Raw genomic sequence first — 26,168 nt, forward strand, 5'->3', positions numbered from 1 at the left:
CGTCTTCCACGCTCTCAAGATTGCAGAATCATAACTAACCCTTTCGGGATTATCGTATTGTTACCCAAATTGACTAAAACAACAATATTAAAGTGTGACTATTTCCTTCCATTTTAGGAAAAACTCCTTATTTTTGCTATACTTAGAGCCCATTCACTTTTTCTGTCTTTTATGTCCTTTACTGTACTATTCCTCTGTTTAATTGCTCTGATAATCACCAGCAGTTTTTTTTCTATTTCTGAAATTTCTTTGGCTGCCGCCAAAAAGATCCGTTTACGTGCCCTATCCGACGAAGGCCATAAAAAAGCATCCCGAGTTCTCGCTCTTCAAGAACACCCGGGGCATTTTTTTACGGTTATTCAAATATGCGTTAATGCGCTGTCACTGGCCGGCGGTATTTTGGGTGAAAGACTCTTTACCCCCAATTTCACCTCTTTAGTTTCTTTGTTTATCCATGAACCGGCTTTAGCGCACAATGTTGGATTTTGGTGCGGCTTCATCACGTCAACAACCCTATTTATTTTATTTGCTGACTTAATCCCCAAAAGACTGGCTTTGGTTGCCCCCGAATCCATTGCAACGGCTGTTATCGGGCCAATGAGTTTTCTCATCAAAATATTGAGACCCTTTGTTTGGTTTTTCAACGGGCTGGCCAATGTCATTATTCGCCGACTCGGTCTGCCGGAACGAACCAAGGACAAAATTACATCTGAGGATATCATCGCGACAGTTGATGCCGGTACCGCCGCCGGAGTTATTGCTGACGAAGAAAAAAATGCCATTGAAAATATTTTCGAGCTGGAAAGTCGAACGGTTCCCAGTTCAATGACCTCTCGTGAAAATATCATTTATTTTTTACTCAGCGACTCTGAAGAAGAAATCTGCAGAAAGGTTGTCAACTCTCCGCATAATCAATACATTGTTTGTAACGAAAACCTCGATAACGTTGTCGGTGTCATTGACTCTAAAGCCCTTTTGGGCCGAATCATGAGTGATCACCCATTGTCTTTGAAAGATGATGGTTTGGTGCACCCTGTTCAATTGGTTCCAGACTCACTAACCCTTTCTGAGATTCTTGACACATTCAAACGAACCAACAGTGATATTGCCGTTATCATCAACGAATATGCATTAGTTGTCGGAATCATCACGTTAAATGATGTGATGAGTACTGTGATGGGAGACTTGGTAACAACCGAAGAAGAGTCTCAGATTGTCGAACGTGAAGACGGCTCTTGGCTTGTAGATGGCTCCACCCCGGTAGACGACTTGGAGCGATTGCTCAATGTCGATAGTTTGCCGGAAGACTCCACCTACGAAACGGTTGCGGGATTTATGATGTATATGTTACGAAAAATCCCTAAACGAACAGACAAGGTTGTTTATGGCGGTTATCGCTTTGAAGTTATCGACACCGATAACAACAAAGTCGATCAGGTACTGGTATCGCTCATTAAACCTGAATCAGTTAAAAATAGTCCTCAAGATCCATTAACTGCTACGAAAACGATTTAATTTCTAGAAAAACTGCCGCTTTTGCGGCAGTTTTAGTTTATTTCTTTGCAGTTGTTTTTCGTCTGCTGGTTTTGCTTTTTTGCTGAGCAAACTCGAAACCGACCGTTCCGTCTTTCCCCAAAACTAGGTAAGCGGAAAAATTACGCTTCGTTCGATTCGAAACAAATCCCTGCAATTCACTACTTTTTCCTTCAGTCAGTATTTTTGCAGCTTCTTCGGCAGAAATCGGTTGCTGCAGAATGGTCTTACCAATTCTGAAGTCACAGGCCTTTTCTAAAGTTTTTTCGCAGACATAACCTTTAGGACTGTCATAGACATTTGAGCCGCACTTCGGACATTTTCCAACCACAGATAATTTTGAAACATCTACGGGTTCGTCGCTTTCTTTTGCATCATTACCGAAATCAAATTCCAACTTGAATTCATCATTTAAACGAAGCTTGGAAGAAAATGGACGTCCCATTTTGCTGATAAAACCATCAAGAGGACCGATTTCCCCATCCTTGAGCAAAGCTTCTACTTCTGAAACTTCAAAAGTCCTCCCACCCGGATGTTTTGGAAGACTGAAATCACACTTTGTACAAGCAAATCGACGGTAATTTTCAACAATCTCACCCCCACACTTCGGACAGGGATTACTAAGATGAGCAGGGTTTTCGATCGGTACAGTATCGCCCTCGTAGCGTTTGGCCGAGTCAACGATCTCAACGGTCATATCTCGAATTTCTTTCATGAAAATATCTCGAGATAATTTACCCTGTTCAATCTGTGCCAATTTATATTCCCATTCCCCCGTCAATTCGGGTTCAGAAAGTTCTGAGACTCCCAATCCCTTAAGGAGAGCAAATAATTGTCTGGCTTTGAAGGTGGGAATTAGTTCTCTGCCTTCTCTTCTTAAGTAATTTTGAAGCAATAACCCCTCAATGATGGCAGCACGGGTCGCCGGGGTTCCAAGCCCCTTTCCTGCCATAGCTTCCCGTAGTTCATCTTCCTCTACCAATTTACCAGCGCCTTCCATTGCTGAGAGCAAGGTCGCTTCCGTGTATCGCGGAGGAGCTTTTGTTGCTTTCTCTTCTACAGTAGATTGTTCTACTAACACTTGTTCTTTTTCCGAAACGGCAGGCAAGGTCGCCTCTGCCTCTACTTCTCGCCCATACACTGCAAGCCAGCCGGCTTTAACCAGAATCTTTCCTTCTGTTTTCAGTTTCTCATTTTTAACAGTCGTTATCCGTGTTGTCACGTCATACTCAGCCGCCGGGAAAAAGACAGCTAAGAAGCGTTTGACGACCAAATCGTAAATTTTTTCTTCAGCTTCCGATAATTTTTTTGGAGCCTGAAGCGTCGGAATAATGGCAAAGTGATCTGAAATCTTTGAATTATCAAAAATTCTTTTACTGGGTTTAACCCATTTATTTGAGAGAATTTCACTCACACTATTGGCATACTGAGGCAAATCTGAAAGCACGCCGAGTGTTTCACGCACCGTACCAAGATAGTCTTCCGGCAGCGCCCGTGCATCCGTTCTCGGATAAGTAAGAACTTTGTGCTTTTCGTATAAAGCCTGTGCCAGAGATAACGTTGTTTTCGCAGAAAAACCAAAACGGTTATTGGCTTCACGCTGCAAACTGGTCAGGTCAAAAAGAAGGGGCGAAAGTTGCGTTGTTCTTTTTGAGCTGTCCTGAACCTGACCATAAGACTGATTTAGCTTCTGACAGATTGCCTGCGCTTGATCCTGTTGCCATATACGCTCGGCCTTCTCATGAGGACGATCCTCACTTTTCTTAAACGCAGGATCAAACCAAACAGCATCATAATGACCAGCCTTGGCTTTGATTTGAGCATGAACTTCCCAATACTTTTGACTGACAAAAGAGTTAATTTTTTCTTCTCTTTCAACCACAATGGCCAAAGTAGGGGTCTGAACTCGACCAACTGTCGTAAGGAAAAAACCGCCATCTTTACTATTGAAGGCCGTCATCGCTCGAGTACCGTTGATTCCAACCAGCCAGTCAGCCTCGGAACGAGAACGTGCAGCATCTGACAAGTGCTGCATTTCCTCATCTGTTCTTAAATGATCAAATGCTTCTCTGATAGCCGCCGGGGTCATTGACTGCAACCACAGGCGTTTAATTGTTTTTTTACACTTACTGGCTTGGATGATATAGCGGAAAATTAATTCACCTTCTCGTCCCGCATCGCAAGCATTAATAACGGTCGTAATATCTGAACGTTTTAACAGACGTTTGAGTAACTTTAAGCGATCTTCCGTCTTTTTAATTGGTTTTAAATCAAAAACCGGTGGTAAAACCGGCAAATTGGCAAAAGTCCACTTTCCTCTTTTTACATCGTATTTTTCGGGAACTACTAATTCCAAAAGGTGGCCAACGGCAGAACTGACTACGTAGTGTTCTCCCTCAAAATAGTCTTTTTCCCGCTTCAGTCCGCCAAGAGCCTTGGCAATATCTGATGCAACGGATGGTTTTTCTGCAATAACTAAAACTTTTTCGGTCATTTGAATTCTTAAAACAAAATTTCTGAGGCCATTCCTCAAATTGCTTTTTTAGAGTAGCACTAAAAGAGAAAAAATTAACAACTTTCTATCATTTGTTTGCTTTCGGAATGTTAATTACGCATTTCTACAACTATATCGTCCACCGATTCAACCAGTTTTGCCCCTTCACGGATCAACTTATGACATCCCTTGGATAACGGTGAATGAATCGACCCCGGAACAGCCATCACGTCTCTACCTTCATCGGCGGCTTCTCTAACCAATGACAACACTTTAGAGCGAATACCGGCCTCAATGACGACAAAATGTTCAATACAAGCAATCATCAATTTTTGACGAGAAGCCCAGGGATTATCCTCATTCTCCAGTGAGCTAAGAAGCAGTCCATTTTCAGAGGCAAAACGAAGTTTCTTTTCACACAGAGGATCTGAAAGAATATTTTTTGTAACGATCACTAGCGACTGAGCATCTTTTTGGATTGCTGACTTTAGTGCAATATTTTCAATTCCTTCACTGTCGCCCTGAATCAAACTGACCGGATTATTCAGAATGGCTTGAGCCCACGACTTAGCAATGGCTTGCCCTTCTTTGCTCGGGTGAGAACTGCCCACAAAACCAACCGTCGGACGATTCAATAAAGCTAACTGACCAACGGATAACGTCACCAATGGAGGCCGAGCGATTGATAAAAACTTTTGAGGATAATCTTCATCACTCGGGACCACTAGTCTTGCAGTGGGAATAGTATCAAGCAGTTTAAGAATTTCCGTTAGTCTTTGCTCTCGCGACTCACTCAATGAACCGCGAATTGAAAGAGCAATCGATTGTGGAACCACAGAGGATAAAGCCGAAAAAGTTTGGGAAAAAATATTCTCTGGCAAACCAAATGTTTTTAACAGCCTATAAAAGTTCTCAAAATCCATCTCCGGCACTAAAGCCAAATGCAACCATTTTCGTTGACTTTCCAGAGACATACCTGCCCTATCCTCGAAATCTTATTAATTGCGTTAGAATTTCCAACTTCTGCTAAATCTCTTTTTGGAGACCGCTTGTGGCTATTTTACCGATTGTGCAATTCCCCAATCCTGTTTTGGCGATGAAGTGTCAACCTGTCAGTGAGGTCAACGATACTATTCGCCGTCTTGCTGCAGACATGGGAGAAACGATGTACAAAGCTCCCGGAGTCGGATTGGCGGCTCCGCAAGTTGGTGAACCCATTCGTATGGTCGTTATCGATGTCAGTGAAGAAAAAAATAATCTGCTGACATTAATTAACCCAGTCATTACCGAATATGGCGATGAAAAAGAAACCGGCGAGGAGGGATGCCTTTCTCTTCCCGGCATTTGGGAAAAAGTCACTCGCAGCACTGCAATAACAGTTCAATACACGGATTTAGACGGTCAATCTCAAGAAATTCATGCCGAGGGGCTGCTCGCCATCTGCATCCAGCATGAGCTTGACCACTTGGACGGTACTGTATTTATCGATCATCTCAGTCGCCTGAAGTACGATCGTGCATGCTCCAAACTCAAAAAACGCCGTCAACAAGAAAAGCGAGATAAGAACGATTAATTTTTATAACGGTGGCAGTGCTTGGCTATTGCCGGAACGATTTGGTCAATCATCGCATCCGGCAAGTCATGTCCCATTGCTTTGACAACCATCATTCTGGAATTTGGAATCAGGCGCGCAACTTCCTCTCCGGCCGCCAATGGCAACAACGGATCTTCTTGACCATGAATGACCAAAGCCGGCGCCATGATACGCCTGAGATTTTTAGAGCGATCTCCCGATGCCAGAATCGCTAGTAATTGACGGTAACTCCAAGTCACATCAAAACCATTTTTCACCATTTCTTCGGCTACTTCCTTAATTTGTTCATCGGAATAGCTCTGCCCAGGCGAGCCAATAGCTTTGAATATTTTTCGAAGATAAGCCTGCATTGCGTGCGCTGAGTTGTCTGACGGCTTACTAAGCAATCCCCTGATAGCCCCCAGTTTTCCCAAGCCTGTGCGAGGATTACCGGAAGCACTCATAACTGAAATCAAGGAAGCCACTCTCTGCGGATACAAATAGGCAACCACCTGAGCAATCATCGCTCCCATGGAAATTCCCAGGATATGGGCTCGTTTAATATTCAACTTATCGAGAACAGCGATGGAATCTGCCGCCATGTCCTCAAGGGAATAACAACCGTTAATCGAACGTTTTAAAAGCGTTTTTACAATCGCCCCAAAGACTGTAAAAAAGCCTATAGGTCGATCAATTTTGGTAGAAGAACCGCTATCTCTGTTATCAAAAACAACAACACGGAATCCCTGTCTAACCAATTGCTCAATTAACCGTCGTGGCCAAGCACAAGAAGGCATTCCCAAGCCCATTATCAGTAAAATCACAGGGGCTGAATCATCGCCGTAAACGTCATAGGCGATACGGATATTGTCAATTGTTTTAAACGTATGCATAGCTTTCCTCGTGCGTCTAAAAAGTGTATCGCTTTACCAACAAGTTTTAAATAGGCGAAGAAAAAAGCCTCTAAATAGAGCGCACCCTAAATTGAAAACACTAAAATTAAAAACATGAGAATCGTATTTGCAGGAACACCCCCTTTTGCCGCACAAGCTCTTGATGCCTTAATTAAGGCCGGTCATGATGTCTGCCTGGTATTGTCGCAGCCTGACCGCCCCAGCGGCAGAGGCATGAAACTTACCCCGTCAGCAGTCAAAGCTTTGGCTGCCTCACAGGGTATTCCCGTTCAAACTCCCAGAACTTTATCGCATAAAAAAGACCCTCTGGAAGCTTCGGCGATGCATGAGCTTTTGCTCGCCGCTAACGCTGACGTAATGATTGTTGCTGCCTACGGTATGCTGTTGCCGCAATCCGTGTTGGATATCCCTAAGGGAATCGGTCCGGATAATTCCGTTAAATGCATCAACATTCACGCCAGTCTTTTGCCTCGTTGGCGAGGAGCCGCTCCCATTACGCGGGCTATAGAGGCCGGAGACTCTTCTTTTGGTGTAACACTCATGAAAATGGAGGCCGGACTAGATACGGGCCCCATGCTTTTGCAAAAGAGCTTCCCCTTAAAAGGAGACGAAACGACTGCTTCTCTTACAGAAACTGTCGCTGAATTGGGAGCGGATATGTTGGTGCAATTATTGTCAGCCCCTCAAGACATCTCAATAACGCCTCAACCTGAGAAGGGCGTGACTTATGCTCATAAAGTTACTAAAGATGAGGGGCGTTTGAACTTTTCGCTGCCGGCTTCAGAAATCGAAAGAAAGATTAGAGCCTTTTCTCCTTTCCCGTCTTCTTTTGCCGAGCATAACGGAACGTTGATTAAATTCTGGCAAGCCCAGTTGTGTCCCGAGATCAGCGGACAACCGGGCGAAGTCGTTGAAGCTGATAAGAATGGTGTTACTGTTGCCTGCGGAAGTGGAGCCATTCGTGCAACCGTTCTACAACGTCCCGGAAAACCCAAAATGCCTGCACAAAGTTTCCTGCAAGGCTATGCAATATCAGCTGGGGAGTACTTTAAATGAGTACTTCGCTCAGTAAAGCCATCGCTATTAGTGCCATCGGATGGCAGAAAATGCTGTTCGAGTCCTGCTCATTGGAAAAGGCGCTTGAAGTGTGTCTTGCCGGACAGCCAAACGAAATGAAAGGGGTAGTACAGAGTCTGCTCTATACGACCGTAAGACATCGGGCAAAAGTAGAACTGCTCTTAGGCAAACTCGTTAAAAAGCCGCCCCAAGAAAATACAAAAGCTTTACTGTACATCGCGCTGGCGTTACTTCTTGAAGGAAAAGAAAAGGCATTTACAGTCGTCAATCAGGCTGTCGATGCCGCTAAGATGAACGCTGAGACAGCTTGGAGCAGCGGATTTATTAATGCGGTTCTGAGAAATTTTTTACGCAGTCGCTCTCAACTGACGACTGGTTTCAAAACAAATCTTTCGGCTCAATTCAATGCTCCTGGTTGGTGGATATCCAAGGTAAGAAAAGCATATCCGAACCAATGGAGAGGAATTCTGAGTACTCAAAATAAACAACCACCTTTAACAGTCCGCGTCAATCGATCCCAAATCTCAGTGAGTGATTTTCTACTGAAATTAGAACAAAATGGATTGACTGGTAAACAGGTAGGTCCTTGGGCTGTCGTTATTGAGCCAGCTTGCCCTGTTAACAAGATTCCAGGATTTTTCGAGGGACTATGTTCCATTCAAGATGCCGGCAGTCAGCTGGTAACTGAATTGTTGACACTCAAAGACGGAGATCGAGTGTTAGACGCCTGTGCTGCTCCGGGCGGAAAAAGCGCTCAGTTGCTCGAAACCTATAAGCTCGACCTCACGGCAATGGAAATTGATCCGAAAAGAGCCCCCCGAATTAAGGACACTCTTTCACGGCTTAATCTCAACGCTAAAATTGTTGTTGGAGATGCCAGCGATGAGTCTTGCGTTGAAAAACTTGGCGATTTCGATGCAATTGTGTTGGATGCTCCGTGTACAGCTTCTGGCATCGTTCGCAGACATCCTGACATTGTCTGGTCTAGGAGACCGGAGGACGTTGCACTTCTGGCTCAAAGACAGAGGAAAATTTTGGAAACTCTCTGGAAGAGACTGCCATCTGGCAAAGATTTGTTGTATATCGTTTGTTCTGTTTTTCCAGAAGAAGGGCCTGAACAAATTAAGTGTTTCTTAGAAAAACACCCCGAAGCTCATTTAAAAGGAACGCCTCTAGCGCCAGATGGAGTATTAAGACTTCTCCCAACAGAGCAAGAGGCCGATAAGAACTTGCCAACCAACCATGACGGGTTCTTCTATGCACTACTCACAAAAAGAGGGTGAGGAAAGAGATGCAAATGGTTCGACACGTTATCAATCTGATGCTGCCCCTTATTTTAGGGTTGGGCGTTGTCGTGCCAGCCTGGGCCAATGACATTACGATTATGTCATCGTCCTTATCCTCCCGCACCTCTCCTCCCGAGGGGTTGTACTTGGACGTTAACGTTGAATTTGATCTTCCTAGAAGTGTTCAAGACGCACTAAATAGGGGAATTCCTCTGTATTTCATCACAGAGTTTTCTATTGAACATCAACGTTGGTATTGGGTCAATAAGCCAATTATTGAGGCCTCATTAATGACCCGCCTTTCATACAGTCCACTGACACGACAATATCGCTTGTCTCGGGGTGGTCTCTCCCAATCTTTTGATTCTCTGTCTGAAACTCTGACCATTCTTAAATCACTGCACGGATGGCGTGTATCCGAGAATCCTTTTATTGATAGTCCTGAGGATTGTGTAGCCGAAGTCCAGGTCAGATTAGACACCGAACAACTCCCCCTGCCGATGCAAGTGACAATTGGAGAAAACGATTGGGATCTGACTTCTGATTGGCATACGGTTGATTTTGACCAAAGTGTCACGAATCCCCAGAAGGATAACGAGCAATGAAATATCGCCTAAGATACGGTGCGAGTATCGGTCTCGCCATAGTGGTGGTTTTATTGTTCTTACTAACCTCCGCCGGTTCTACCTCCCACAAGCTTGAACCTTATTTCCCCTTGCTTTTGGTCATCAATGCTTTGGTTGTTTTCGGCTTATTGGTTGCCGTTATCTCATTAATTTCCAGACTCATTAAGCGGTTTCGCCAAAAACAATTCGGCTCACGAATGTTGGCATCGCTTGTCTGCACCATTTCTCTGGTCGCCCTTTTACCGTCATTGCTGATTTACACCATTTCCACACACCTAATCTCGCAAGCTTTTGACTCTGGTGTTGATTCAAGAGTGGAAACCGCTTTGGATTCTGGCGTAGCTCTTGCACAAAATTCTTTATTGAGAATCCAAAATGATCAACTTGTCACCACCCGCACCATTGCGGATAGGCTCAGCACCATTTCATTTGAGGAGATGAGTGATGAGTTGATGCGTATGAGCGATCTGACGAATTCGGCCATTTTGTTTTTAATTGACGGCAACGGGCAAATCATTACTCAAACTTCTCCTTTGGGTTCTATTAATCTTGCTATATCAATAAGGGATCTTCAGACTGTACGGCAACAGGGCTATTTTTCTAATCTGGAGGAGGACGCCGATTCAACTGATCTTCAACGAAACCTGCTCAGAATCAGAACAATTGTCCCCATTAATAATCACTCATCTTCCGATGAACTTTTTCTGCAGGTTAGTATAGAAATTCCGGAATCCGTTGCCCATAACATTAACGCCGTCACAAATGGCCTTCGAGACTATCAACAGATTATTTTCTCAAGAAGTGGGTTGCAAACTATCTACCACTGGTCGTTGATTTTAACGTTGATCCTAGCTGTTCTCTGCGCTGTTTTAGCGGCATTTTCCTTCGCCAGCCGAATGACTGCGCCGATTCGGCAACTGGCGGAAGGTACACGTCGAGTAACCGGTGGCCACTTCCAACCCATTAAAGAGTTCACCGGAGCCGATGAAATTAATGAGTTAACACGTGCTTTCAATGTGATGGTTCGACGTGTTAATGATGCGATGGACACATTAGAAAGCAGAAGAGAGAGGTTGGAACAATCCAATATTTTCCGGGAAAGAATTTTGGAAAATCTCTCCACAGGCATCATCGTACTGGATCATCTAAAACGTTTGCGTTCTGCCAATATGGGAGCCGTTCGAATCCTAGGCAATAGTGTTTTACAAATTGGCGTTTCGCTCCAAGAGGCAAATCCCGATCTTGCGAATCTGATATTACCGATGCTTTCAGAAAACTCACGGACGGTTAAGCAGGAAAACGCTTCGCTATCGGTAGACAGCAAAAAAGAACCGCTCACGCTGATGCTTCGGACTTCGTCCGTTCCCCTTAATGACGGTCCCGGTTACCTGATCGTGATTGATGATATGACACAAGCTGTTGCCGCCCAACGAGTTATTGCTTGGGGTGAGGTTGCTCGACGTATGGCTCATGAAATCAAAAACCCATTGACCCCCATACAGTTGGCTGCCGAACGCATGCAAATAAAACTTTCCAAACATTTGCCCGAAGAAGACATCATTTTGTTAAATCGCTATACCAACACGATCGTTGAGCAGGTTTCTTCCATAAAGCAGATGGTCAATGACTTCCGGGATTACGCAAAACTTCCCAAACCCACTTTAAGGCCTTTAAATTTAAACGCCGTACTCGATGATGTTGCATTACTTTATCGACAGGCTGGGGGTTTCGTGTCGTTATCTTTAGAGGATAATATTCCTGAAATTTTGGCGGACCGCGCCCAGTTACTACAAGTTCTGCACAATCTTTTATCAAACGCCAAAGAAGCCTCTAAAAATGAAGCCGAATGCAAAATTTACCTATCCACGCATTTAGAACGTGATGGTAAGGAGAAAACTGTTATCCTCACAATTCGGGATAATGGTCCAGGCTTTAGCGAGCAAATACTGGAACACGCTTTTGAGCCGTACATCACCACCAAAGACACTGGTACCGGCTTAGGTTTACCCATGGTGAAAAAAATTATTGAAGAACATGGAGGTTGGATCACGTTGGCTAATGGATCCGATTCCAATGAGCAGAAATCAAATGGTGCTATAGTTACAATTGGTTTTGTCAATTTAGCCTGACCTTTTTTCTCAGACTCTTATTTATTTAAATGGCAAACATTCTTGTTGTAGATGACGAAGTCGGAATCAGAGAACTTTTTAGTGAAATTCTCTCCGATGAGGGTTATACCGTTACTGTTGCTGCCAATAGTGCCGAAGCCCGACGAGCATTGCGCTCATGTTCCCCCGATGTGATTTTGCTCGATATCTGGATGCCAGATACCGATGGCATGTCGTTGCTTAAAGAATGGGCTTCTCAAGGACCTCTTCCTTGCCCGGTCATCATGATGTCGGGACATGCCAACATCGACATGGCTGTAGAAGCTACGAAGTTCGGAGCTTATTCTTTTTTAGAGAAACCCACTTCCATAAAAACGTTGACGGAAGCCTTAAGGGCTGCGTTGGCCGCAAAGCAAACGATGGAAAGAACAGCCGCTTTAAAACAGGCTGCTTCGGACTCCGCTGAGAAAAAGGCTGCCAAAGAAAAAACGCTCTCTCACACTCTTGGAGAGTTAGTTGATTTTTCACTTCCCCTAAGAGAAGCAAGGGACCAATTTGAACGTGCTTATTTCGCACACCTTCTCGAACAAGAAAATTACAGTATGACCCGCGTTGCTGCCAAAGCTCAACTTGAACGTACGCATCTCTACAGAAAGTTACGACAATTGGGCATTGAGTGGACAAAGGAAGAGTCTTGATTTTTTCCTGGGGATGCAGACTAAGCTTGTAACCATAACTTATGAAAATTTTGATTTTGGGAGCCGGCCGCGTTGGCCGATCCGTTGCTGAAACACTGGTCAGTGATGCCAACGATATTACGATCGTTGATGAATCTGCCGAGCGCATTGCTTTGATGCAGGAACGGTTCGACCTCAGAGGTATTGTCGGAGACGCCAGTTCACCGTCAGTATTAAGCAGTGCCGGCGCAATGGATGCTGACTTACTGATCGCCGTGACTGCCAACGACGAAACAAACCTCGTGGCCTGTACTTTGGCAGCGCAAATTTTTAACATTCCTATGCGCATTGCACGAGTCAGAGACAGCGAACTCAGACATTACCCCAGAATTTTAGGTGATGAAGGTTTTCGGGCCACTAGTGTTATTTGGCCTGAACTAGCTCTCGTTACACAATTTTCAAAGCTCATTACCTTCCCTGCTGCCCAGCAGGTTCTTAACTTTGCCGATGACAAGTTAACCCTCTTTACAGTCAATTCCATCGAAAACGCTCCTCTTACCGGAAAAACTCTGGAAGAAGCTTTTCGTTTATTGCCTCAGGCGAAGATGCGTTTTATCTCCATATATCGCCGCAATAGAAGGCTGGAATGTCGAAATGACACTGTCATTGAAGCGGATGATGAGATCACTGTTTTGGTTTCTAGTGACTGTGCTGAAACAGTGATTGAAGCTTTTCATCCTTTCGAAAAAGCCGAGACAATCGTACTGATCAATGGAGGAGAGTTATCGGCGCTGTTAACCGACAAACTCGAGCCCACCCGCTCAAAAAGAAGAGTCAAAATTTTTGAAGGGAAAAAAGAAATTGCTGAAGACCTCTCGCATCGTCTCACCAGCAACAGAGTCTCCGTATCTCTTGTCAAGCATGATGATACATTGACCTTGATGCAAGAAGGGATTGATCAGGCCGATGTCGTGGTTGCGTTATCGAACAATGACGAAACCAATATCATGGCTGCGCTACTGGCTAAGCGTCTGGGAGCAAAGCGCAGCATTGTTTTATTGGAAAATCAAGTCTATTCTGACTTGGTACGCGGAACCGAGGTTGATGTTACAGTGTCACCTACCCAGGCCTCACTCGGTGAATTGTTAAGACATATTCGTTACGGCGATGTTGTTAATGCTCAAGAGCTCTACCAAGACAAGGCTGAAGCTTTGGAAATTATTGCCCACGGCACCAAAAAGAGTTCAAAGGTTGTCGGCAAAGCATTAAAAGAAATTGCCTTTCCGAAAGGTGTCTCTGTGGGAGCAATTGTTCGGGGAGAAGGAGATGATGCCAACGTGCTCATGGCCGAACCCGATCTTACCGTTATGGACGATGATCACTTGATTTTGTTTGTTCCAAACAAAAAAGTGATCCAACGCATTGAACACTTATTTGAAGTGGACGTTGGCTTCTTCTAAGAGAGTTCACCATGCTCCGAACGTTAAAACGCCTCCTCTTCCCAGTACTCAATGCATTAGGGCCTCTGCTCATCATATTAGCGGCCGCGCAACTGCTGCCCATTGCTATTGCCTATCGGGATGGAGAAAACGTCCTGTCGGAGTTTTTTACTTCTGCTGCCATCAGTTTATTTGTCGGCTTGCTGTTTCTTTTTTCGACCAAGCGCTTTAAGCGTGAACTCGAACCCAGAGACGGATTTTTACTGGTGACGCTCTCGTGGTTCACAGCCGCCGTCTTCGGCTCCATTCCATTGGTTTTGTTGTTACCTGAAGTCCCCTATTACCGGTTATTTTTTGAAGCTGTTTCCTGTCTGACCACAACAGGAGCAACAGCTCTAACCAATCTAGCTGATTTACCCCTTTCTCTTAACTATTGGCGTTGTTTGCTCTCTTGGTTGGGAGGCATGGGGATCATCGTCTTAGCTGTCGCCATTTTGCCTCTGTTGGGTGTCGGCGGAGCTCAGTTATTTAAAGTCGAAAATTCCAATCTATTCAAAGACGATCGACTCACACCCCGTATTGCAGATACAGCTAAGGCTCTCTACGGCATCTACATCCTTGCGTCGGCCGCTTGTGTAACGGCGTATCACTGGGCCGGTATGAATTGGGATGATGCGGTTATGTTCATGTTTACAACCATGAGCCTAAGCGGAATTACGCCTTACGATCAAAGCATTGGCTACTTTAATTCTCCGGCCATTGAAATGGTTGCCGTCGCTTTCATTGTTTTTTCCGGCTTTAACTTCTCTTTGCATTTCACCGCTTGGAGGCAACGTTCAATTTCCGCCTATTTCACTGATATTGAAGCACGTTCTTGGCTTTTTGTTTTATTGATCGGTATTTCAATTGTTTTTGGCGTATTAACTTTTAATCACGTCTATCCAACGTGGCAAATTACACTACGACACGCCGTATTCAATGTGGCTTCCCTTTTCTCAACGACAGGCTATACAACCGAAAACTATGAACTCTGGCCATCATCGTTGGGATTTTTACTCTTAATTGGCAGTCTTTTTGCTTCTTGTTCCGGATCAACGGGCGGCGGTGTCAAAATGATTCGCATGCTCATTTTTGTAAAGCAAGCCATTCTCTGTCTTCACACATTACTTCGACCGCGAGATTTTCTGCCGTTAAGATTGGGGAAACACACCATCTCTAATAACTTAGCCGCTAACGTATCGGCCTTTTTTGCACTACATGTCTCCGTCGTTCTTATGTGCACCCTGCTGATTATGTTTTCCGGCGTCAATTTAACTGAAGCCTTCTCAACTGTTCTCGCCTGCATTGCCAACACCGGCCCTGGCCTTGGCTCAGTAGGCCCCGCCGGCAATTACGCATCGTGTAATCCCATGCATCTGTGGGTGGGATCATTTTGTATGTTTGTCGGCCGTTTGGAACTTTTCACTGTTTTTGTGATCTTTACGAGGTCTTTCTGGCGAAGTTAGGTGAGCGGTTCCCAGTGAACGTTGACCCCCTTATCGGACGCCTTTCTTAATAGTTTCAAAAGTGCATAAAACCGTGTTTTGATGGCAACAGAAGCTAACATTGCGGGCTTTTCTTTGGCTTCATCCTCGTCTTCCGGCACTTCTGACTGAGCAATGGATTCGATAACCTGTTCCAATGAGGCAATGATTGAAGGCAGATCTTGCGCTAAAAAGGCTCCTCTTTCGTGGAAAATAATCCCAGCTTCTTTAAACACTGGTTCAACATGATTTCGCATCATGATGACTTCGCCACTAACTTTAGAACGGAAAACAACAACCGCCATCTCACTCTCCTCTAGGAAATTAGCTTCACTATAATGCTTCTAAACTCATTATTCTAAGTGATCCACATGACACGTCCTGCGTTTTCATCCCCCTTAAAAGAAGAAGAATTTGTTGAGCTTGACGAATTGCTTGCTCAACTCGACGAAGAGAGCATGCCAATGGATGCTTCTCAAGCCGATGGTTTCCTAACCGCTCTTTGTCTTTTACCAAAAGAAGTAAGCCCTGCAGTGTGGATGCCCATGATTTTCTCCGCGCCATCGGCTAAAGCCTCTAAGTTGGATGAAAAACGACAGACTCGGCTCGAAGAACTCGTTTACAGACGCTATCGTGAAATAAATCAGCGTCTTAGTCAATTAAAACCTATCGATCCGATCGTTTTCGAACCGGAAGATGAAAATGGTCAGCCTTTAGAAGGCGAAGACGAAATTATTGCCCTGCAACCGTTTGCTTCTGGTTTTTTAGCTGCCGCGCAAAATTGGAGTGGTCTATTGGACTCAGAGGACTCAACAATCAGCTCCTGTCTTGTTGGCATATGGCGTCACCTGCCTGATGAGGAAATCGGAGATTTTGCCTCCGTAAGAGATGAACTTTTATCTGAATCACCCTTAGAAAATCTCGATGATGCGATTGAAGATATTGCCGTTTGCATCAAACAAATAGCGGCCATTACCCGAGGCTTTTCTGAAAAAAGAACTCACAAAACCGAAAAACCATATCGTCGATCAAAACATCGATAATAACTTACCTTTTATTGTTTATTCGACCGGCCCAAACGACCAATATTAAGACAGGGATACCGATAACAGCGGTTCCGATAAAAAATAAGTTATAGCCGACACTTTCTACAACAAAACCGGAAAAGCCAGCTAAAAACTTCGGCAACAACAACATGATTGAACTGAATAAAGCATACTGTGTGGCGGTGTAGGCTACGTTGGTCAAACCCGACAGGTAGGCCAAAAAAGCCACTGATGCGATTCCCGCCGCCAGGTTATCAGCGCTTACTGTTAATACTAAATAGGGGAGATGATGCCCTTGGGTTGCCAACCATGAAAAGAGTAAATTGGTCAAAGCTGAGAGCAATCCGCCTAAAAATAAAGTTTTCATGACGCCCACACGGGCACTGATAAGTCCGCCCAGAAATGCGCCTACCAACGTCATCACAACACCAAACACTTTAGAAACCGCGGCGACCTCTTCTTTTGTAAATCCCAAATCCTGATAAAAAGGATTGGCCATTACACCCATTACAACATCTGAGATCCTGTACGTTGCAATCAAGCACAAAACAATAACAGCGTGCCAACGGAAACGAATGAAAAAATCCATAAACGGCATACAAGCTGCTTCATAAAACCACACGTACAGATTAACCATCCGTTCAGACCAATGAGGATGCTTCTGTCGACATTCCAAGCGATGTTTAACGGTCTGCTCTGAGGTTGTTTCTCTTACATTGTTTGTTGGTTCCGGAGACAATACAACCGTCACAACACCGACAGCCATACTCAAAGCCATTACACAGTAGGCAGCCTTCCAGGCCTGCGGGTCGTAACCACTTTCCACAGTTGTAAAAAAGGCCGCTAAGGCTAGGGCTCCTGCTCCGGCCCATATCATGGCCAGTCGATAGCCAGTTTGATAAGTTGCCGCTAATGCAGCTTGCTCCGATAAGTCAGCACTTTCAATACGGTAGGCGTCCAAAGCAATATCTTGGGTAGCTGAAGCAAAGGCTGTCAGCGCTGTAAAACCAATCATTAACGACAGATTCTTCTGTGGATCTGTAAAGCCCATTGCCAATAGACTGCATAAAACCACACATTGGGAGAATAAAAGCCAGGAGCGTCTTCGCCCCATTAAAGTAGTCAAAAAAGGGATACGGAGCTTATCGACGAGGGGCGCCCACAGCCATTTAAATCCGTAAGCCAATCCCACCCAAGTGACCATACCGATTGTACTGAGTTCGATTCCAGCTTCTCTTAACCAAAACGACAGCGTTCCTAAAACCAAAAGCAATGGCAAACCAGAGGAAAAGCCCAGAAAAAACATCCTCAGGGCCGGTGCTTTGGTGTATACACGTAAAGCTGCCAACCAAGGATGTTGCGAGGCTTTAGAGAGTAAAAACATCTTTAAATCAGTTCCTCTCGTCGAATAAAGCGCCATTTCGAAGCTGTGAGATCATCTGGCAAATGATAGTTACCCAAAGCTACTCGATGAAGGGCGCTGACACGATTGCCCACGGCCGCCACCATACGTTTAACCTGATGGTACTTCCCTTGAGTTATTTGCATTTCAAAAACATGATCATCAATTTGAACCAGATCATCCGCAGCTACTTTCTCACGCTCACCATCGAGCATAACCCCTTCTAATAGACGCCTGAACATCTCTTGAGTCATCGCATGTTTAGCTGTCACCCGATAGATCTTGGAGACATGCTTTTTAGGGTGTGTCAAGCGATGAATCAAGGCACCGTCATCTGTCAGTATTAAAAGACCAGTAGTATCTTCATCTAAACGTCCAACCGGTTGCACTCCCCGATTTCTTAAAGGAGCAGGCAGCAGTGATAAAACGGAAGGGTGATGCAATGGCTTTCGCGAGCATTCATAACCGGCTGGTTTATTCATTGCAATAATCGCTTTTTCAACGTAAGGCCAATTCACTCCATCCACACTAAAAATCAGACCATTGACGTCAAAATCACTTTTGGGATCCTCAACAACCGTTTGATTAATCGTTACGTGACCGTTTACGATGAGTCCCTTGCATTCATGACGTGTGCCAAAACCTTGCGTAAAAAGAATCTGTTCGAGCCGCATTCTCACACCTCATAGTCAACGATCAGAGGCGCGTGGTCAGAAAATTTCTCTTCACTATAAACCGACGTATGACGAGCTTTTTGAGCCAGAGCACTTGTTGCGATTTGATAATCGATTCGCCAACCAACATTCTTGGCACGAGCCTGTCCTCTCTGACTCCACCATGTGTATTGTTCTTTTGTTGGTTCCAACAATCGAAACACATCTACCCAGCCTTCTGAAAAAAGATTCGTCAGCCATTGTCTTTCTTCGGGCAAGAAACCCGAATGAGTTAAGTTGCCTTTCCAGTTCTTAAGATCGATCTCTTTGTGAGCGATATTGACATCACCGCAAAATACGATGTCTTTTTCACTGTTTTTCAATTCTTGGAGATGCGTCCAAAACGCGTCTAAGAAACGATATTTAGCCAACTGTCGTTCAGAAGAACTTGTGCCTGAGGGAAAGTAGACCGAAACAATTTTGTAATGATCAAACTCTGCACAGACATAGCGGCCTTCAGCATCAAATTCTTCATTTCCAAATCCAATCTGAACCGAGATAGGCTCCTGTTTGCAATAAAGCGCTACGCCGGAATACCCTCTTTTCTGTGCTGTATGCATATAGAGATGATAGCCCTGATCATGCAACACCTCCGAACTAAAATCCGAGGTTTGTCCTTTGAGTTCTTGCACACACAATACATCGGCTTGTTGTTGATCGAACCATTGCCAAAAATTTTTCTTTGCCGCCGATCTCAAGCCATTTGCATTGAAGGTGATTATGCGTAACATGTTTTTTCTCATTAAAATTTGAACGTTGGGGTAATTATCCTTAATCGTTAGAATTTTTGTCGGACTTCTATTATGTCTTTACAACATCAATTTATTGAATTTGCTCTTGATACGAATGTGCTTCGTTTCGGTGAATTCAAAACCAAAGCCGGTCGTCTCTCGCCTTATTTTTTCAATCTTGGGCTTTTTAATACCGGTAAAACATTGGGAAAATTAGCTGAGTTTTACGCTCAAACTCTTCTTACCGCTCGCAAGGAAGGCAAAATTGAGTTTGATATGATCTTTGGCCCAGCATACAAAGGCATCCCCTTGGCTGCGGCCGTTGCCGTAAAGTTATCAGAGATGGGATGTGACATCCCCTATGCCTTTAACCGCAAAGAAGCAAAGGATCACGGGGAAGGCGGCATGATCATCGGTGCTCCTCTTAAGGGCAAAGTCATCGTTATTGATGACGTTATTTCCGCCGGAACATCCGTTCGTGAATCCGTCAAATTAATTCAAGCGGCCGGTGCTCAAGCCAGCGGCGTTCTGATTGCGCTTGATCGCATGGAAAAAGGTGGAAATGCAGAACAAATGACAGAAGTTTCAGCGGTTCAGGATGTGATTAACACATTCCATATGCCCGTTATTTCTATCATCAATCTGAAAGACTTATTGGCCTTTATGGACGAAGATACCCCCATGGCTCAACAGGCCAGGGCCTATAAAAAAGCGGTCCAAGACTACCGGGATCGTTACGGTGCCTAACAAACAATTTTGAAAAAAGCCTCTTGGCTGATAACCAAGAGGCTTTTTTTTATTAGGCTAATTTTTTACGCAACAGTTGATTGACCTGAGCGGGGTTAGCCTTACCTTTACTGGCCTTCATCACCTGTCCGACCAAACCGTTGAGAGCCTTTTCTTTACCGGCGCGGAACTCTTCAACATTCTTGGGATTATTAGCAATAACTTCGTCAACAATCTTTTCGATTGCTCCAGTATCCGAAATTTGCTTCAAGCCCAACCGATCAATCAGAGCATCCACACTTTCCTCGCTACCATCCATAATAGCGGCAAAGATCTTCTTAGCTCCCTTATTATTGACGGTATTGTCCAACACACGGGTAATCAATTGAGAAAGCTTCTCCGGGGTAACCGGTAAAGTCTCAACAGTCATTTCTGACTGATTCAATGCAGCTGATACTTCTCCCATCACCCAATTGGCTGCAATCTTCTTATCACTAACTTTATCTGCCACTGACAAGTAATAGTCAGCTAATGCCTTCGAAGAAGTTAAGATGGAAGCGTCGTATTCAGACAAGCCGAATTCTCCGATCAAACGAGCGCGCATTTGTTCGGGCAATTCCGGCATCTCAGAGCGAACCTGCTCAAGCCAATCGTCGGAAATATCCAACGGGAGCAAATCCGGATCCGGGAAGTAACGATAGTCCATTGAATCTTCTTTGGAACGCATTTCACGCGTTTCACCGGTATCTGGATTGTAGAGTCTTGTGGCTTGAACAACTTTTCCGCCGTCTTCAATTAGTTCAATCTGACGGCGAACCTCATATTCAATAGCTTCCTGCAAGAATCGGAATGAATTCAGGTTCTTAATCTCACAACGCGTGCCGAACTCTTTTTGTCCAACAGGGCGAACACTGACATTGGCGTCACAACGGAAATTACCGTTTTGCATATCTCCGTGACTGATGCCAAGCCAAACAACCAGCGCATGCAAAGTTCTTGCATAAGCCACGGCTTCCTCTGCAGAACGCAGTTCAGGCTCCGTCACGATTTCCAACAAGGGAGTCCCAGCACGATTTAAGTCGATACCACTTTGTCCGACCTCCAAACCATGCACACTCTTACCGGCATCTTCTTCAAGGTGAGCTCGCGTCAAATTGAGTGTTTTCATATACGGTTCACCCTTCTTGGGTGTAACCATGAAAGATACTTGACCGCCGATGACAATTGGCCACTCAAACTGACTGATCTGATAACCCTTGGGCAAATCAGGGTAAAAATAGTTTTTTCGGTCAAAGATGGAGCGGGAAGCAACCTTAGCTCCAATCGCTAAACCGAACTTCATAGCTTTTTCAACAGCTCCCCTATTTAAAACAGGTAGGGTTCCCGGTAAGGCTAAATCCACAACACAAGCATGTGTGTTGGGTTCCGCACCAAAATCTGTTGAAGCGGCTGAAAAGATTTTCGTTTTGGTCGAAAGCTGAACGTGAGTTTCAAGACCGATCACAACTTCCCATTGCATAACTGTCTTCCTTTTTAGTAACCGGCCGGAATGCGTTTGTGCCAATCCGTCTCGCACTGATAACGATGAGCAATACCCAAAAGCTTAGCTTCATTGAAGCGGGCACTGACCAATTGGAAACCCAACGGCAAACCGTTGGAGTGAATTCCACAAGGCAGTCCCATGCCCGGTAACCCAGCCAAAGAAATCGGCACTGTATAAAGGTCACTCAAGTAAGCTTGAACCGGGTCACTCTTTTCTCCGAAACGGTAAGCAGGACCGGTTGCCGCCGGGCTGATAATAGCATCGACATCCTTACAAACTGCGTTGAGCTCATTGGCAATCAGACGACGCACACGTTGAGCCTTAATGTAGTAGGCGTCATAGTAGCCATGAGAAAGAACGTATGTTCCGATCATGATTCGACGCTGAGGTTCAGCACCCAACGCTTCTGAACGACTGCGCTTAATCATGTCTTGAATATCGGTGTAGTGCTTGGCTCGGTAACCGTAGCGCACGCCATCGTAGCGGCTAAGGTTAGAAGACGCTTCAGCGCAGGCCACCACGTAATAAACAGGTACGCCTAAATCAACCGTCGGCAACTCGATATCAACGATTTTGGCTCCCATTCGTTCGTAGGTCTTAATCACCTCTTCGATACTGCCAGCTAATTCATCGTCCAAGCCCTTCGCAAACCAACTGCGAGGCACACCGATCTTCACCCCATCCATACTCATATTCAGGTAGCGGGTGAAATCTTCTTTAGGCAGATCTACACAAGTAGAGTCTTTGGGATCAAACTCGATCATCTCGTTCATGACCCAAGCGCAATCCTCTGCAGAACGAGCCAATAACCCCGGGGTATCAAGGCTTGAGGCAAAAGCAATAACACCCCAACGACTCGGACGTCCATAGGTTGGTTTTAACCCTGTCACACCGGTGAAAACCGCCGGTTCACGAATAGAGCCTCCCGTGTCCGTACCAGTAGTCACCGGAGCTAAACTTGCAGCCACAGCACTCGAAGAGCCGCCAGACGATCCTCCAGGAACACAGTTTTTATTCCAAGGATTCAAAACCTTGCCATAGGCAGAATTTTCGTTACCGCCGCCCATTGCAAATTCATCACAATTGAGTTTACCGAGGCAAACCATGCCGGCTCGATTCAGATTTTCAACAACGGTCGCATTAAACGGGCTCATGTACCCATCAAGCATCTTACTGGCAGCGGTCGTGGCCCACTCTTTTGTCACAAAAAGATCTTTATGCGCGATAGGAATACCCGTTAAACGAGTCGCATCACCAGATGCAATCCTGGCGTCCGCTTGCTTAGCCTGTTGCAGCGTAGCCTCTGCTCTAACATCCAAAAAAGCATTCAGATCTTTGTTTTGTTCAATACGATCCAAATAAACTTTGGCCAATTCCACGGCTGAAATTTCTTTTTTGGCGAGCTTTTCACTGAGCTCAACCACTGAAGCATGAAAAAGTTCGTTCGACATTATTCAATCACCTGCGGTACCAAGAAATGACCATCTGCTTGTTCGGGAGCATTCTTCATATTGTTTTCCCGATCATTGACCTCTCGCACAATGTCCTCACGAAGACGCTGAGAACCATCATGTGGGTGCGGCATCGGTTCAACCCCATCGGTATCTACAGCCTGAATGCGTTCAATCATTTTGAAAATATTGTTTAATTCGCCCTGCATGCGCACAGCCTCCTCGTCATTTAGTTCCAAATGACTGAGGTTGGCGATTCGGCGAATATCTTCAAGAGCCAGTGTCATAGATTAATCCAATAAAACAGTTCATAAAGCCCTCAATAGGGCCACGCTAACCTGTGAATTCTAATGATTTTTTAATGTATTTAGGAATTCAATATGAAGCCTTGGCTCATAACTCCCCTTCTTTTCAGTTCATGACATTGACAAGAAAAGTTTCACGATGTTTCGCTGCTTTGCTTTTACGAAAAACTTGGGCAATAATCATTTCACAATTTCAATACTCAACAGTCATGTTAAAGCACCGTTTATTATCAGGATTTACCATTATCGCCTCTGCTGTTTTACTGTCAGCTTGTTCCGGAGGCGGCGGATATTTTCAAGATGATGGCCCTCCTTCCGGATTTTTTGCTGATTCCAATTTCAGCAATCTCCCTGATGCCACCCCAAAATATGAAAAACCGCATAGCGGAGCAAATAAACCCTATACCGTCGGCGGAAAGCGGTACGTGCCAATCACTGGTGATAAACCCATGACTCAGCGTGGCACCGCTTCTTGGTATGGGAAAAAATTTCATGGAAGAAAAACTTCGACCGGCGAGACATACAACATGTACGCCATGACCGCAGCTCACAAAACCATGGAACTTCCCAGTTATGCCAAAGTAACCAACTTGAATAACGGGAAAAGTGTCATTGTGAGAGTGAATGACCGTGGACCGTTTGTCGACAACCGCATCATTGACTTGTCGTACGCCGCGGCTAGCAAACTGGGATACGTAAAAAATGGAACCGCTCCTGTCAAAGTGGAGCGAATCCGCATGGCTGATATTAAAAACGGACGAATTCCGGCCACCGCAGGTGGAATTATTCAACTGATTGATGATTCAAAAATCACCGAAAACAGTGCTGACATTGCTGCTATTGCTAGCGTCATCGGTACCGCAGCCACGGTTGTTAAGACCGTTAAACAAAAGCAGGAAGAACATAAACAAACACAAGTTCAGCAGCTTCCACCTCCTAATACCATTGTGATTGAACCCTCTTCAACCACATCCTTTACGTTGGACGATGTTCCCAATGACTTGCAAGGTGCCGTCAATTTAACGGAAGCTGCAAAACACGACATGGTAAGCACTGAAGTTAATTTATCTTCCGCTGCGATCGGAGCAACCGCCTCCAATCATTGGAGTATTCAAGCCGGAGCATTTGGTTCTGAGAGCAATGCTAGAAACTATGCTCAAACGGTTCAACAAAAAATAGGACGAAGCGTCAACGTTCATCAAGACGGCAGTTTGTATCGAGTGGTTATCGGTGAATTTTCCTCCAAAGACGCCGCCTCTTTGGAAGCACAATCACTAGGTGAAATTTTGGGCAAAAAGCTAGTGCCAGTACAACTGCAATAGGAGAGCAAAATGCAATTGCAAAAGACAGTCAACGAGTTCTGGAATTTAAAAGCCCAACCCGCTTTAATGGAATACATAAAAATTCCGGCTAAATCAACGGCCTACGACAGATTGTGGCAGGAACATGGTTTTTTAGAACAATGTTGTGAGTTGGGACAAAAGTGGATACAGGAATGCTTACCGCAAGCCCAAACTGAAATTATCAGAGAGGAAGGCAGAACGCCGTGTTTATTTGTAGATATTCCCGCTACAAGGGACAACTCTGCCGAAAGCGTTGTCTTTTATGGGCATTTAGATAAACAACCAGAAGCTGGTGGCTGGAGTGAAGGGTTAGGTCCTTGGACGCCTGTTGTCAAAAACGGAAAGTTATACGGCAGAGGAGCGGCTGATGACGGTTACAGCCTTTTTTCAATGGTGACTTCAGTCTATGCCTTAGAAAAACTCAAGCTAGCTCACCCGAGAGTTATCGGTATTTTTGAAACACAAGAAGAATCGGGATCAAACGATTTACCGTATTTTTTACGTAAGCTCAAACACCGGTTTGGAGAGCCTAAATTTTTCATTATTTTGGATAATCATTGCGGTGACTACAATCATGTTTGGCTCAGCACATCTGTCCGAGGAGTAATTTCCGGAACATTACGGGTACAAAGTATGCATTACGGAGTGCACTCCGGTACCTACTCCGGCATGGTTCCCGATCCTTTTTCAATTGCACAGGCTTTAGTGGCCCGTCTTCACGACCCAGTAACCGGATTTGTGAAAATTTCCTCGTGTTATACGGATATTCCTAAAAGACGCCTTGAGCAATTGAAAAAAGCAAGTGATGTGTTGGGCGATCTTTCTTGGAATCACGCTCCGTTATTGCCGGCCGTCAAAACAAAGTGCACCACTAACCATGAAATCCTCATTCAAGAAACGTGGAAACCTGCTTTGACGATAATCGGAGTTGACGGCATGCCGAAAATAGAAGATGCCGGAAATGTAATTCCGAGTTCTGTTGCCTTCAGACTGTCCATGCGCTTGCCTCCAGATATTGATTTTGAAAAGGCTCAAAATGATATTGCACAGACTTTGACAACCAATATTCCTTATGGCTGTCAGGTGACTTGGCAATACCCAGAGAACCACCCGGGCTGGTCAGCCAAGGGTAATTCAGAAGAAATAGAAAACATTTTTGATGACGCAGCAAAAAAAATTTTCGGCAAAGAAGCTGTCTTCTTAGGTCAAGGAGGATCTATTCCCATTATTAATACTTTTGAAGAACTCTTCCCCTCTGGTGCCTTTGTTTTAACCGGTGTTTTGGGACCCCAATCGAATGCTCACGCCCCTGACGAGTCCCTTGATATTGAGTACACCCAAAAGCTATCCGCAGTAATTGCCGAAGCTCTGCATCGCTGTCCTTAGGAGAAAAGGCAATGAGACGGGACGTTGTAACAGAGGTTATTGTTGATTACGGTGAATTTGTTGAAAACTTTGCCACCGTGTTGGAAGCAACAGATTTTATCAACGGCAATTTAGATGAACTGGATTGGCCTTTGGCTGCCTGGCTTGAAGATTCAAGCGGTCGTAAAAAATGGGATTTTCAAATAATCGATGACGGTGCTGGCGGAGTTGAGTTAGTTGCCGGAGAACCTGTGAAATCAGGTTCATATTATCGACCGATTCATTAATGTGGA

23 protein-coding genes and 1 pseudogene are annotated in these 26,168 nt (G+C 44.8%); 14 read left to right on the forward strand and 10 right to left on the reverse strand.

Annotation, left to right across the window (positions count from 1 at the left end; translation table 11 throughout):
• The first annotated feature begins 171 nt into the window (after positions 1-171).
• Positions 172-1,515: a polyamine export protein PaeA gene (gene paeA / locus M3080_RS01640; protein WP_283162499.1), complete on the forward strand. Its 1,344-nt coding sequence runs from the start codon at positions 172-174 to the stop codon at positions 1,513-1,515.
• 40 nt (positions 1,516-1,555) lie between these two features.
• Here paeA and M3080_RS01645 read toward each other — a convergent pair.
• Positions 1,556-4,027, reverse strand: a pseudogene (locus M3080_RS01645) (DNA topoisomerase III); the annotation flags it as partial.
• Positions 4,028-4,137: 110 nt separating this feature from the next.
• The gene (locus M3080_RS01650) at positions 4,138-5,001 is read right to left on the reverse strand and encodes a DNA-processing protein DprA (protein WP_249091632.1); all 864 of its coding nucleotides are present in this window, start codon (positions 4,999-5,001) and stop codon (positions 4,138-4,140) included.
• 77 nt (positions 5,002-5,078) lie between these two features.
• On the opposite strand from M3080_RS01650, the gene def reads away from it, so the two are divergent.
• Positions 5,079-5,600 (forward strand): peptide deformylase, encoded by a 522-nt coding sequence (def, locus tag M3080_RS01655; RefSeq protein WP_249091633.1) that lies wholly within the window; start codon positions 5,079-5,081, stop codon positions 5,598-5,600.
• On the opposite strand, the gene M3080_RS01660 is transcribed toward def, so the two are convergent.
• Positions 5,597-6,493, reverse strand: coding sequence for an alpha/beta fold hydrolase (locus M3080_RS01660; protein ID WP_022473454.1), 897 nt, complete (start codon positions 6,491-6,493; stop codon positions 5,597-5,599). The genes def and M3080_RS01660 overlap by 4 nt on opposite strands.
• 114 nt (positions 6,494-6,607) lie before the next feature.
• On the opposite strand from M3080_RS01660, the gene fmt reads away from it, so the two are divergent.
• Genes fmt through M3080_RS01695 form a run of 7 tightly spaced genes read left to right on the forward strand, consistent with a single transcriptional unit; the run spans position 6,608 to position 15,232 of the window.
• Positions 6,608-7,570 (forward strand): methionyl-tRNA formyltransferase, encoded by a 963-nt coding sequence (gene fmt / locus M3080_RS01665; protein WP_249091634.1) that lies wholly within the window; start codon positions 6,608-6,610, stop codon positions 7,568-7,570.
• Positions 7,567-8,874, forward strand: a complete 1,308-nt coding sequence (gene rsmB / locus M3080_RS01670; RefSeq protein ID WP_249091635.1) for a 16S rRNA (cytosine(967)-C(5))-methyltransferase RsmB — start codon at positions 7,567-7,569, stop codon at positions 8,872-8,874. The genes fmt and rsmB overlap by 4 nt, the downstream gene beginning before the upstream one ends.
• A gap of 14 nt (positions 8,875-8,888) precedes the next feature.
• The gene (locus M3080_RS01675) at positions 8,889-9,482 is read left to right on the forward strand and encodes a DUF4390 domain-containing protein (protein WP_249091636.1); all 594 of its coding nucleotides are present in this window, start codon (positions 8,889-8,891) and stop codon (positions 9,480-9,482) included.
• Positions 9,479-11,632, forward strand: coding sequence for a sensor histidine kinase (locus tag M3080_RS01680; RefSeq protein WP_249091637.1), 2,154 nt, complete (start codon positions 9,479-9,481; stop codon positions 11,630-11,632). The genes M3080_RS01675 and M3080_RS01680 overlap by 4 nt, the downstream gene beginning before the upstream one ends.
• A 29-nt stretch (positions 11,633-11,661) precedes the next feature.
• A complete protein-coding gene (locus tag M3080_RS01685) occupies positions 11,662-12,309 on the forward strand; it encodes a response regulator (RefSeq protein WP_022472269.1) in 648 nt (215 codons plus the stop codon).
• Between the two features lie 41 nt (positions 12,310-12,350).
• On the forward strand, positions 12,351-13,748 hold the full coding sequence (gene trkA, locus M3080_RS01690) for a Trk system potassium transporter TrkA (protein ID WP_022472270.1): 1,398 nt from the start codon (positions 12,351-12,353) through the stop codon (positions 13,746-13,748).
• 11 nt (positions 13,749-13,759) lie between these two features.
• Positions 13,760-15,232 (forward strand): TrkH family potassium uptake protein, encoded by a 1,473-nt coding sequence (locus M3080_RS01695; RefSeq protein WP_249091638.1) that lies wholly within the window; start codon positions 13,760-13,762, stop codon positions 15,230-15,232.
• On the opposite strand, the gene M3080_RS01700 is transcribed toward M3080_RS01695, so the two are convergent.
• Positions 15,229-15,555, reverse strand: coding sequence for a DUF1840 family protein (locus tag M3080_RS01700; RefSeq protein WP_022472272.1), 327 nt, complete (start codon positions 15,553-15,555; stop codon positions 15,229-15,231). The genes M3080_RS01695 and M3080_RS01700 overlap by 4 nt on opposite strands.
• A 66-nt stretch (positions 15,556-15,621) precedes the next feature.
• Here M3080_RS01700 and M3080_RS01705 point away from each other — a divergent pair, with 66 nt between their 5' ends.
• Positions 15,622-16,293, forward strand: a complete 672-nt coding sequence (locus tag M3080_RS01705) for a YecA/YgfB family protein (protein WP_249091639.1) — start codon at positions 15,622-15,624, stop codon at positions 16,291-16,293.
• Positions 16,294-16,297: 4 nt separating this feature from the next.
• Here the strand turns inward: M3080_RS01705 and M3080_RS01710 are convergent, their stop codons facing one another.
• The 3 genes from M3080_RS01710 to M3080_RS01720 are packed head-to-tail and all read right to left on the reverse strand — an operon-like array spanning position 16,298 to position 19,142.
• Positions 16,298-17,680: an AmpG family muropeptide MFS transporter gene (locus M3080_RS01710; RefSeq protein ID WP_249091641.1), complete on the reverse strand. Its 1,383-nt coding sequence runs from the start codon at positions 17,678-17,680 to the stop codon at positions 16,298-16,300.
• 2 nt (positions 17,681-17,682) lie between these two features.
• On the reverse strand, positions 17,683-18,372 hold the full coding sequence (locus M3080_RS01715; protein WP_249091642.1) for a pseudouridine synthase: 690 nt from the start codon (positions 18,370-18,372) through the stop codon (positions 17,683-17,685).
• Between the two features lie 2 nt (positions 18,373-18,374).
• Entirely contained in the window at positions 18,375-19,142 is a 768-nt protein-coding gene (locus M3080_RS01720) for an exodeoxyribonuclease III (protein ID WP_249091643.1), read from the reverse strand.
• Positions 19,143-19,211: 69 nt separating this feature from the next.
• Here M3080_RS01720 and pyrE point away from each other — a divergent pair, with 69 nt between their 5' ends.
• Positions 19,212-19,889, forward strand: coding sequence for an orotate phosphoribosyltransferase (gene pyrE / locus M3080_RS01725; protein WP_249091779.1), 678 nt, complete (start codon positions 19,212-19,214; stop codon positions 19,887-19,889).
• A gap of 52 nt (positions 19,890-19,941) precedes the next feature.
• Here the strand turns inward: pyrE and gatB are convergent, their stop codons facing one another.
• The 3 genes from gatB to gatC are packed head-to-tail and all read right to left on the reverse strand — an operon-like array spanning position 19,942 to position 23,149.
• Positions 19,942-21,387, reverse strand: a complete 1,446-nt coding sequence (gatB, locus tag M3080_RS01730) for an Asp-tRNA(Asn)/Glu-tRNA(Gln) amidotransferase subunit GatB (RefSeq protein WP_022472278.1) — start codon at positions 21,385-21,387, stop codon at positions 19,942-19,944.
• Positions 21,388-21,401: 14 nt separating this feature from the next.
• Positions 21,402-22,862, reverse strand: a complete 1,461-nt coding sequence (gatA, locus tag M3080_RS01735; RefSeq protein WP_022472279.1) for an Asp-tRNA(Asn)/Glu-tRNA(Gln) amidotransferase subunit GatA — start codon at positions 22,860-22,862, stop codon at positions 21,402-21,404.
• Positions 22,862-23,149: an Asp-tRNA(Asn)/Glu-tRNA(Gln) amidotransferase subunit GatC gene (gatC, locus tag M3080_RS01740; RefSeq protein ID WP_022472280.1), complete on the reverse strand. Its 288-nt coding sequence runs from the start codon at positions 23,147-23,149 to the stop codon at positions 22,862-22,864. The genes gatA and gatC overlap by 1 nt, the downstream gene beginning before the upstream one ends.
• A gap of 227 nt (positions 23,150-23,376) precedes the next feature.
• On the opposite strand from gatC, the gene M3080_RS09265 reads away from it, so the two are divergent.
• The 3 genes from M3080_RS09265 to M3080_RS01760 are packed head-to-tail and all read left to right on the forward strand — an operon-like array spanning position 23,377 to position 26,162.
• Positions 23,377-24,489 carry a septal ring lytic transglycosylase RlpA family protein gene (locus tag M3080_RS09265; RefSeq protein WP_283162500.1) on the forward strand — a complete coding sequence of 371 codons (1,113 nt, stop codon included), beginning with the start codon at positions 23,377-23,379 and terminating at the stop codon, positions 24,487-24,489.
• A gap of 9 nt (positions 24,490-24,498) precedes the next feature.
• A complete protein-coding gene (locus M3080_RS01755; protein WP_249091644.1) occupies positions 24,499-25,896 on the forward strand; it encodes a M20/M25/M40 family metallo-hydrolase in 1,398 nt (465 codons plus the stop codon).
• Between the two features lie 11 nt (positions 25,897-25,907).
• Positions 25,908-26,162, forward strand: coding sequence for a hypothetical protein (locus tag M3080_RS01760; RefSeq protein ID WP_022472283.1), 255 nt, complete (start codon positions 25,908-25,910; stop codon positions 26,160-26,162).
• The last annotated feature ends 6 nt before the right edge of the window (positions 26,163-26,168 follow it).

Origin of the sequence: Parasutterella secunda, from assembly GCF_023336895.1 — a bacterium.
GTDB lineage: Bacteria > Pseudomonadota > Gammaproteobacteria > Burkholderiales > Burkholderiaceae_F > Aphodousia > Aphodousia faecalis.

What these genes read in the sequence shown, in the direction of transcription:
- paeA (WP_283162499.1), top strand. Translation starts at nt 172, where the DNA reads ATGTCCTTTACTGTACTATTCCTCTGTTTAATTGCTCTGATAATCACC.
- M3080_RS01650 (WP_249091632.1), bottom strand. Translation starts at nt 5,001, where the DNA reads ATGTCTCTGGAAAGTCAACGAAAATGGTTGCATTTGGCTTTAGTGCCG.
- M3080_RS01660 (WP_022473454.1), bottom strand. Translation starts at nt 6,493, where the DNA reads ATGCATACGTTTAAAACAATTGACAATATCCGTATCGCCTATGACGTT.
- fmt (WP_249091634.1), top strand. Translation starts at nt 6,608, where the DNA reads ATGAGAATCGTATTTGCAGGAACACCCCCTTTTGCCGCACAAGCTCTT.
- rsmB (WP_249091635.1), top strand. Translation starts at nt 7,567, where the DNA reads ATGAGTACTTCGCTCAGTAAAGCCATCGCTATTAGTGCCATCGGATGG.
- M3080_RS01675 (WP_249091636.1), top strand. Translation starts at nt 8,889, where the DNA reads ATGGTTCGACACGTTATCAATCTGATGCTGCCCCTTATTTTAGGGTTG.
- M3080_RS01680 (WP_249091637.1), top strand. Translation starts at nt 9,479, where the DNA reads ATGAAATATCGCCTAAGATACGGTGCGAGTATCGGTCTCGCCATAGTG.
- M3080_RS01685 (WP_022472269.1), top strand. Translation starts at nt 11,662, where the DNA reads ATGGCAAACATTCTTGTTGTAGATGACGAAGTCGGAATCAGAGAACTT.
- trkA (WP_022472270.1), top strand. Translation starts at nt 12,351, where the DNA reads ATGAAAATTTTGATTTTGGGAGCCGGCCGCGTTGGCCGATCCGTTGCT.
- M3080_RS01695 (WP_249091638.1), top strand. Translation starts at nt 13,760, where the DNA reads ATGCTCCGAACGTTAAAACGCCTCCTCTTCCCAGTACTCAATGCATTA.
- M3080_RS01700 (WP_022472272.1), bottom strand. Translation starts at nt 15,555, where the DNA reads ATGGCGGTTGTTGTTTTCCGTTCTAAAGTTAGTGGCGAAGTCATCATG.
- M3080_RS01705 (WP_249091639.1), top strand. Translation starts at nt 15,622, where the DNA reads ATGACACGTCCTGCGTTTTCATCCCCCTTAAAAGAAGAAGAATTTGTT.
- M3080_RS01710 (WP_249091641.1), bottom strand. Translation starts at nt 17,680, where the DNA reads ATGTTTTTACTCTCTAAAGCCTCGCAACATCCTTGGTTGGCAGCTTTA.
- M3080_RS01715 (WP_249091642.1), bottom strand. Translation starts at nt 18,372, where the DNA reads ATGCGGCTCGAACAGATTCTTTTTACGCAAGGTTTTGGCACACGTCAT.
- M3080_RS01720 (WP_249091643.1), bottom strand. Translation starts at nt 19,142, where the DNA reads ATGTTACGCATAATCACCTTCAATGCAAATGGCTTGAGATCGGCGGCA.
- gatB (WP_022472278.1), bottom strand. Translation starts at nt 21,387, where the DNA reads ATGCAATGGGAAGTTGTGATCGGTCTTGAAACTCACGTTCAGCTTTCG.
- gatA (WP_022472279.1), bottom strand. Translation starts at nt 22,862, where the DNA reads ATGTCGAACGAACTTTTTCATGCTTCAGTGGTTGAGCTCAGTGAAAAG.
- gatC (WP_022472280.1), bottom strand. Translation starts at nt 23,149, where the DNA reads ATGACACTGGCTCTTGAAGATATTCGCCGAATCGCCAACCTCAGTCAT.
- M3080_RS09265 (WP_283162500.1), top strand. Translation starts at nt 23,377, where the DNA reads ATGTTAAAGCACCGTTTATTATCAGGATTTACCATTATCGCCTCTGCT.
- M3080_RS01755 (WP_249091644.1), top strand. Translation starts at nt 24,499, where the DNA reads ATGCAATTGCAAAAGACAGTCAACGAGTTCTGGAATTTAAAAGCCCAA.
- M3080_RS01760 (WP_022472283.1), top strand. Translation starts at nt 25,908, where the DNA reads ATGAGACGGGACGTTGTAACAGAGGTTATTGTTGATTACGGTGAATTT.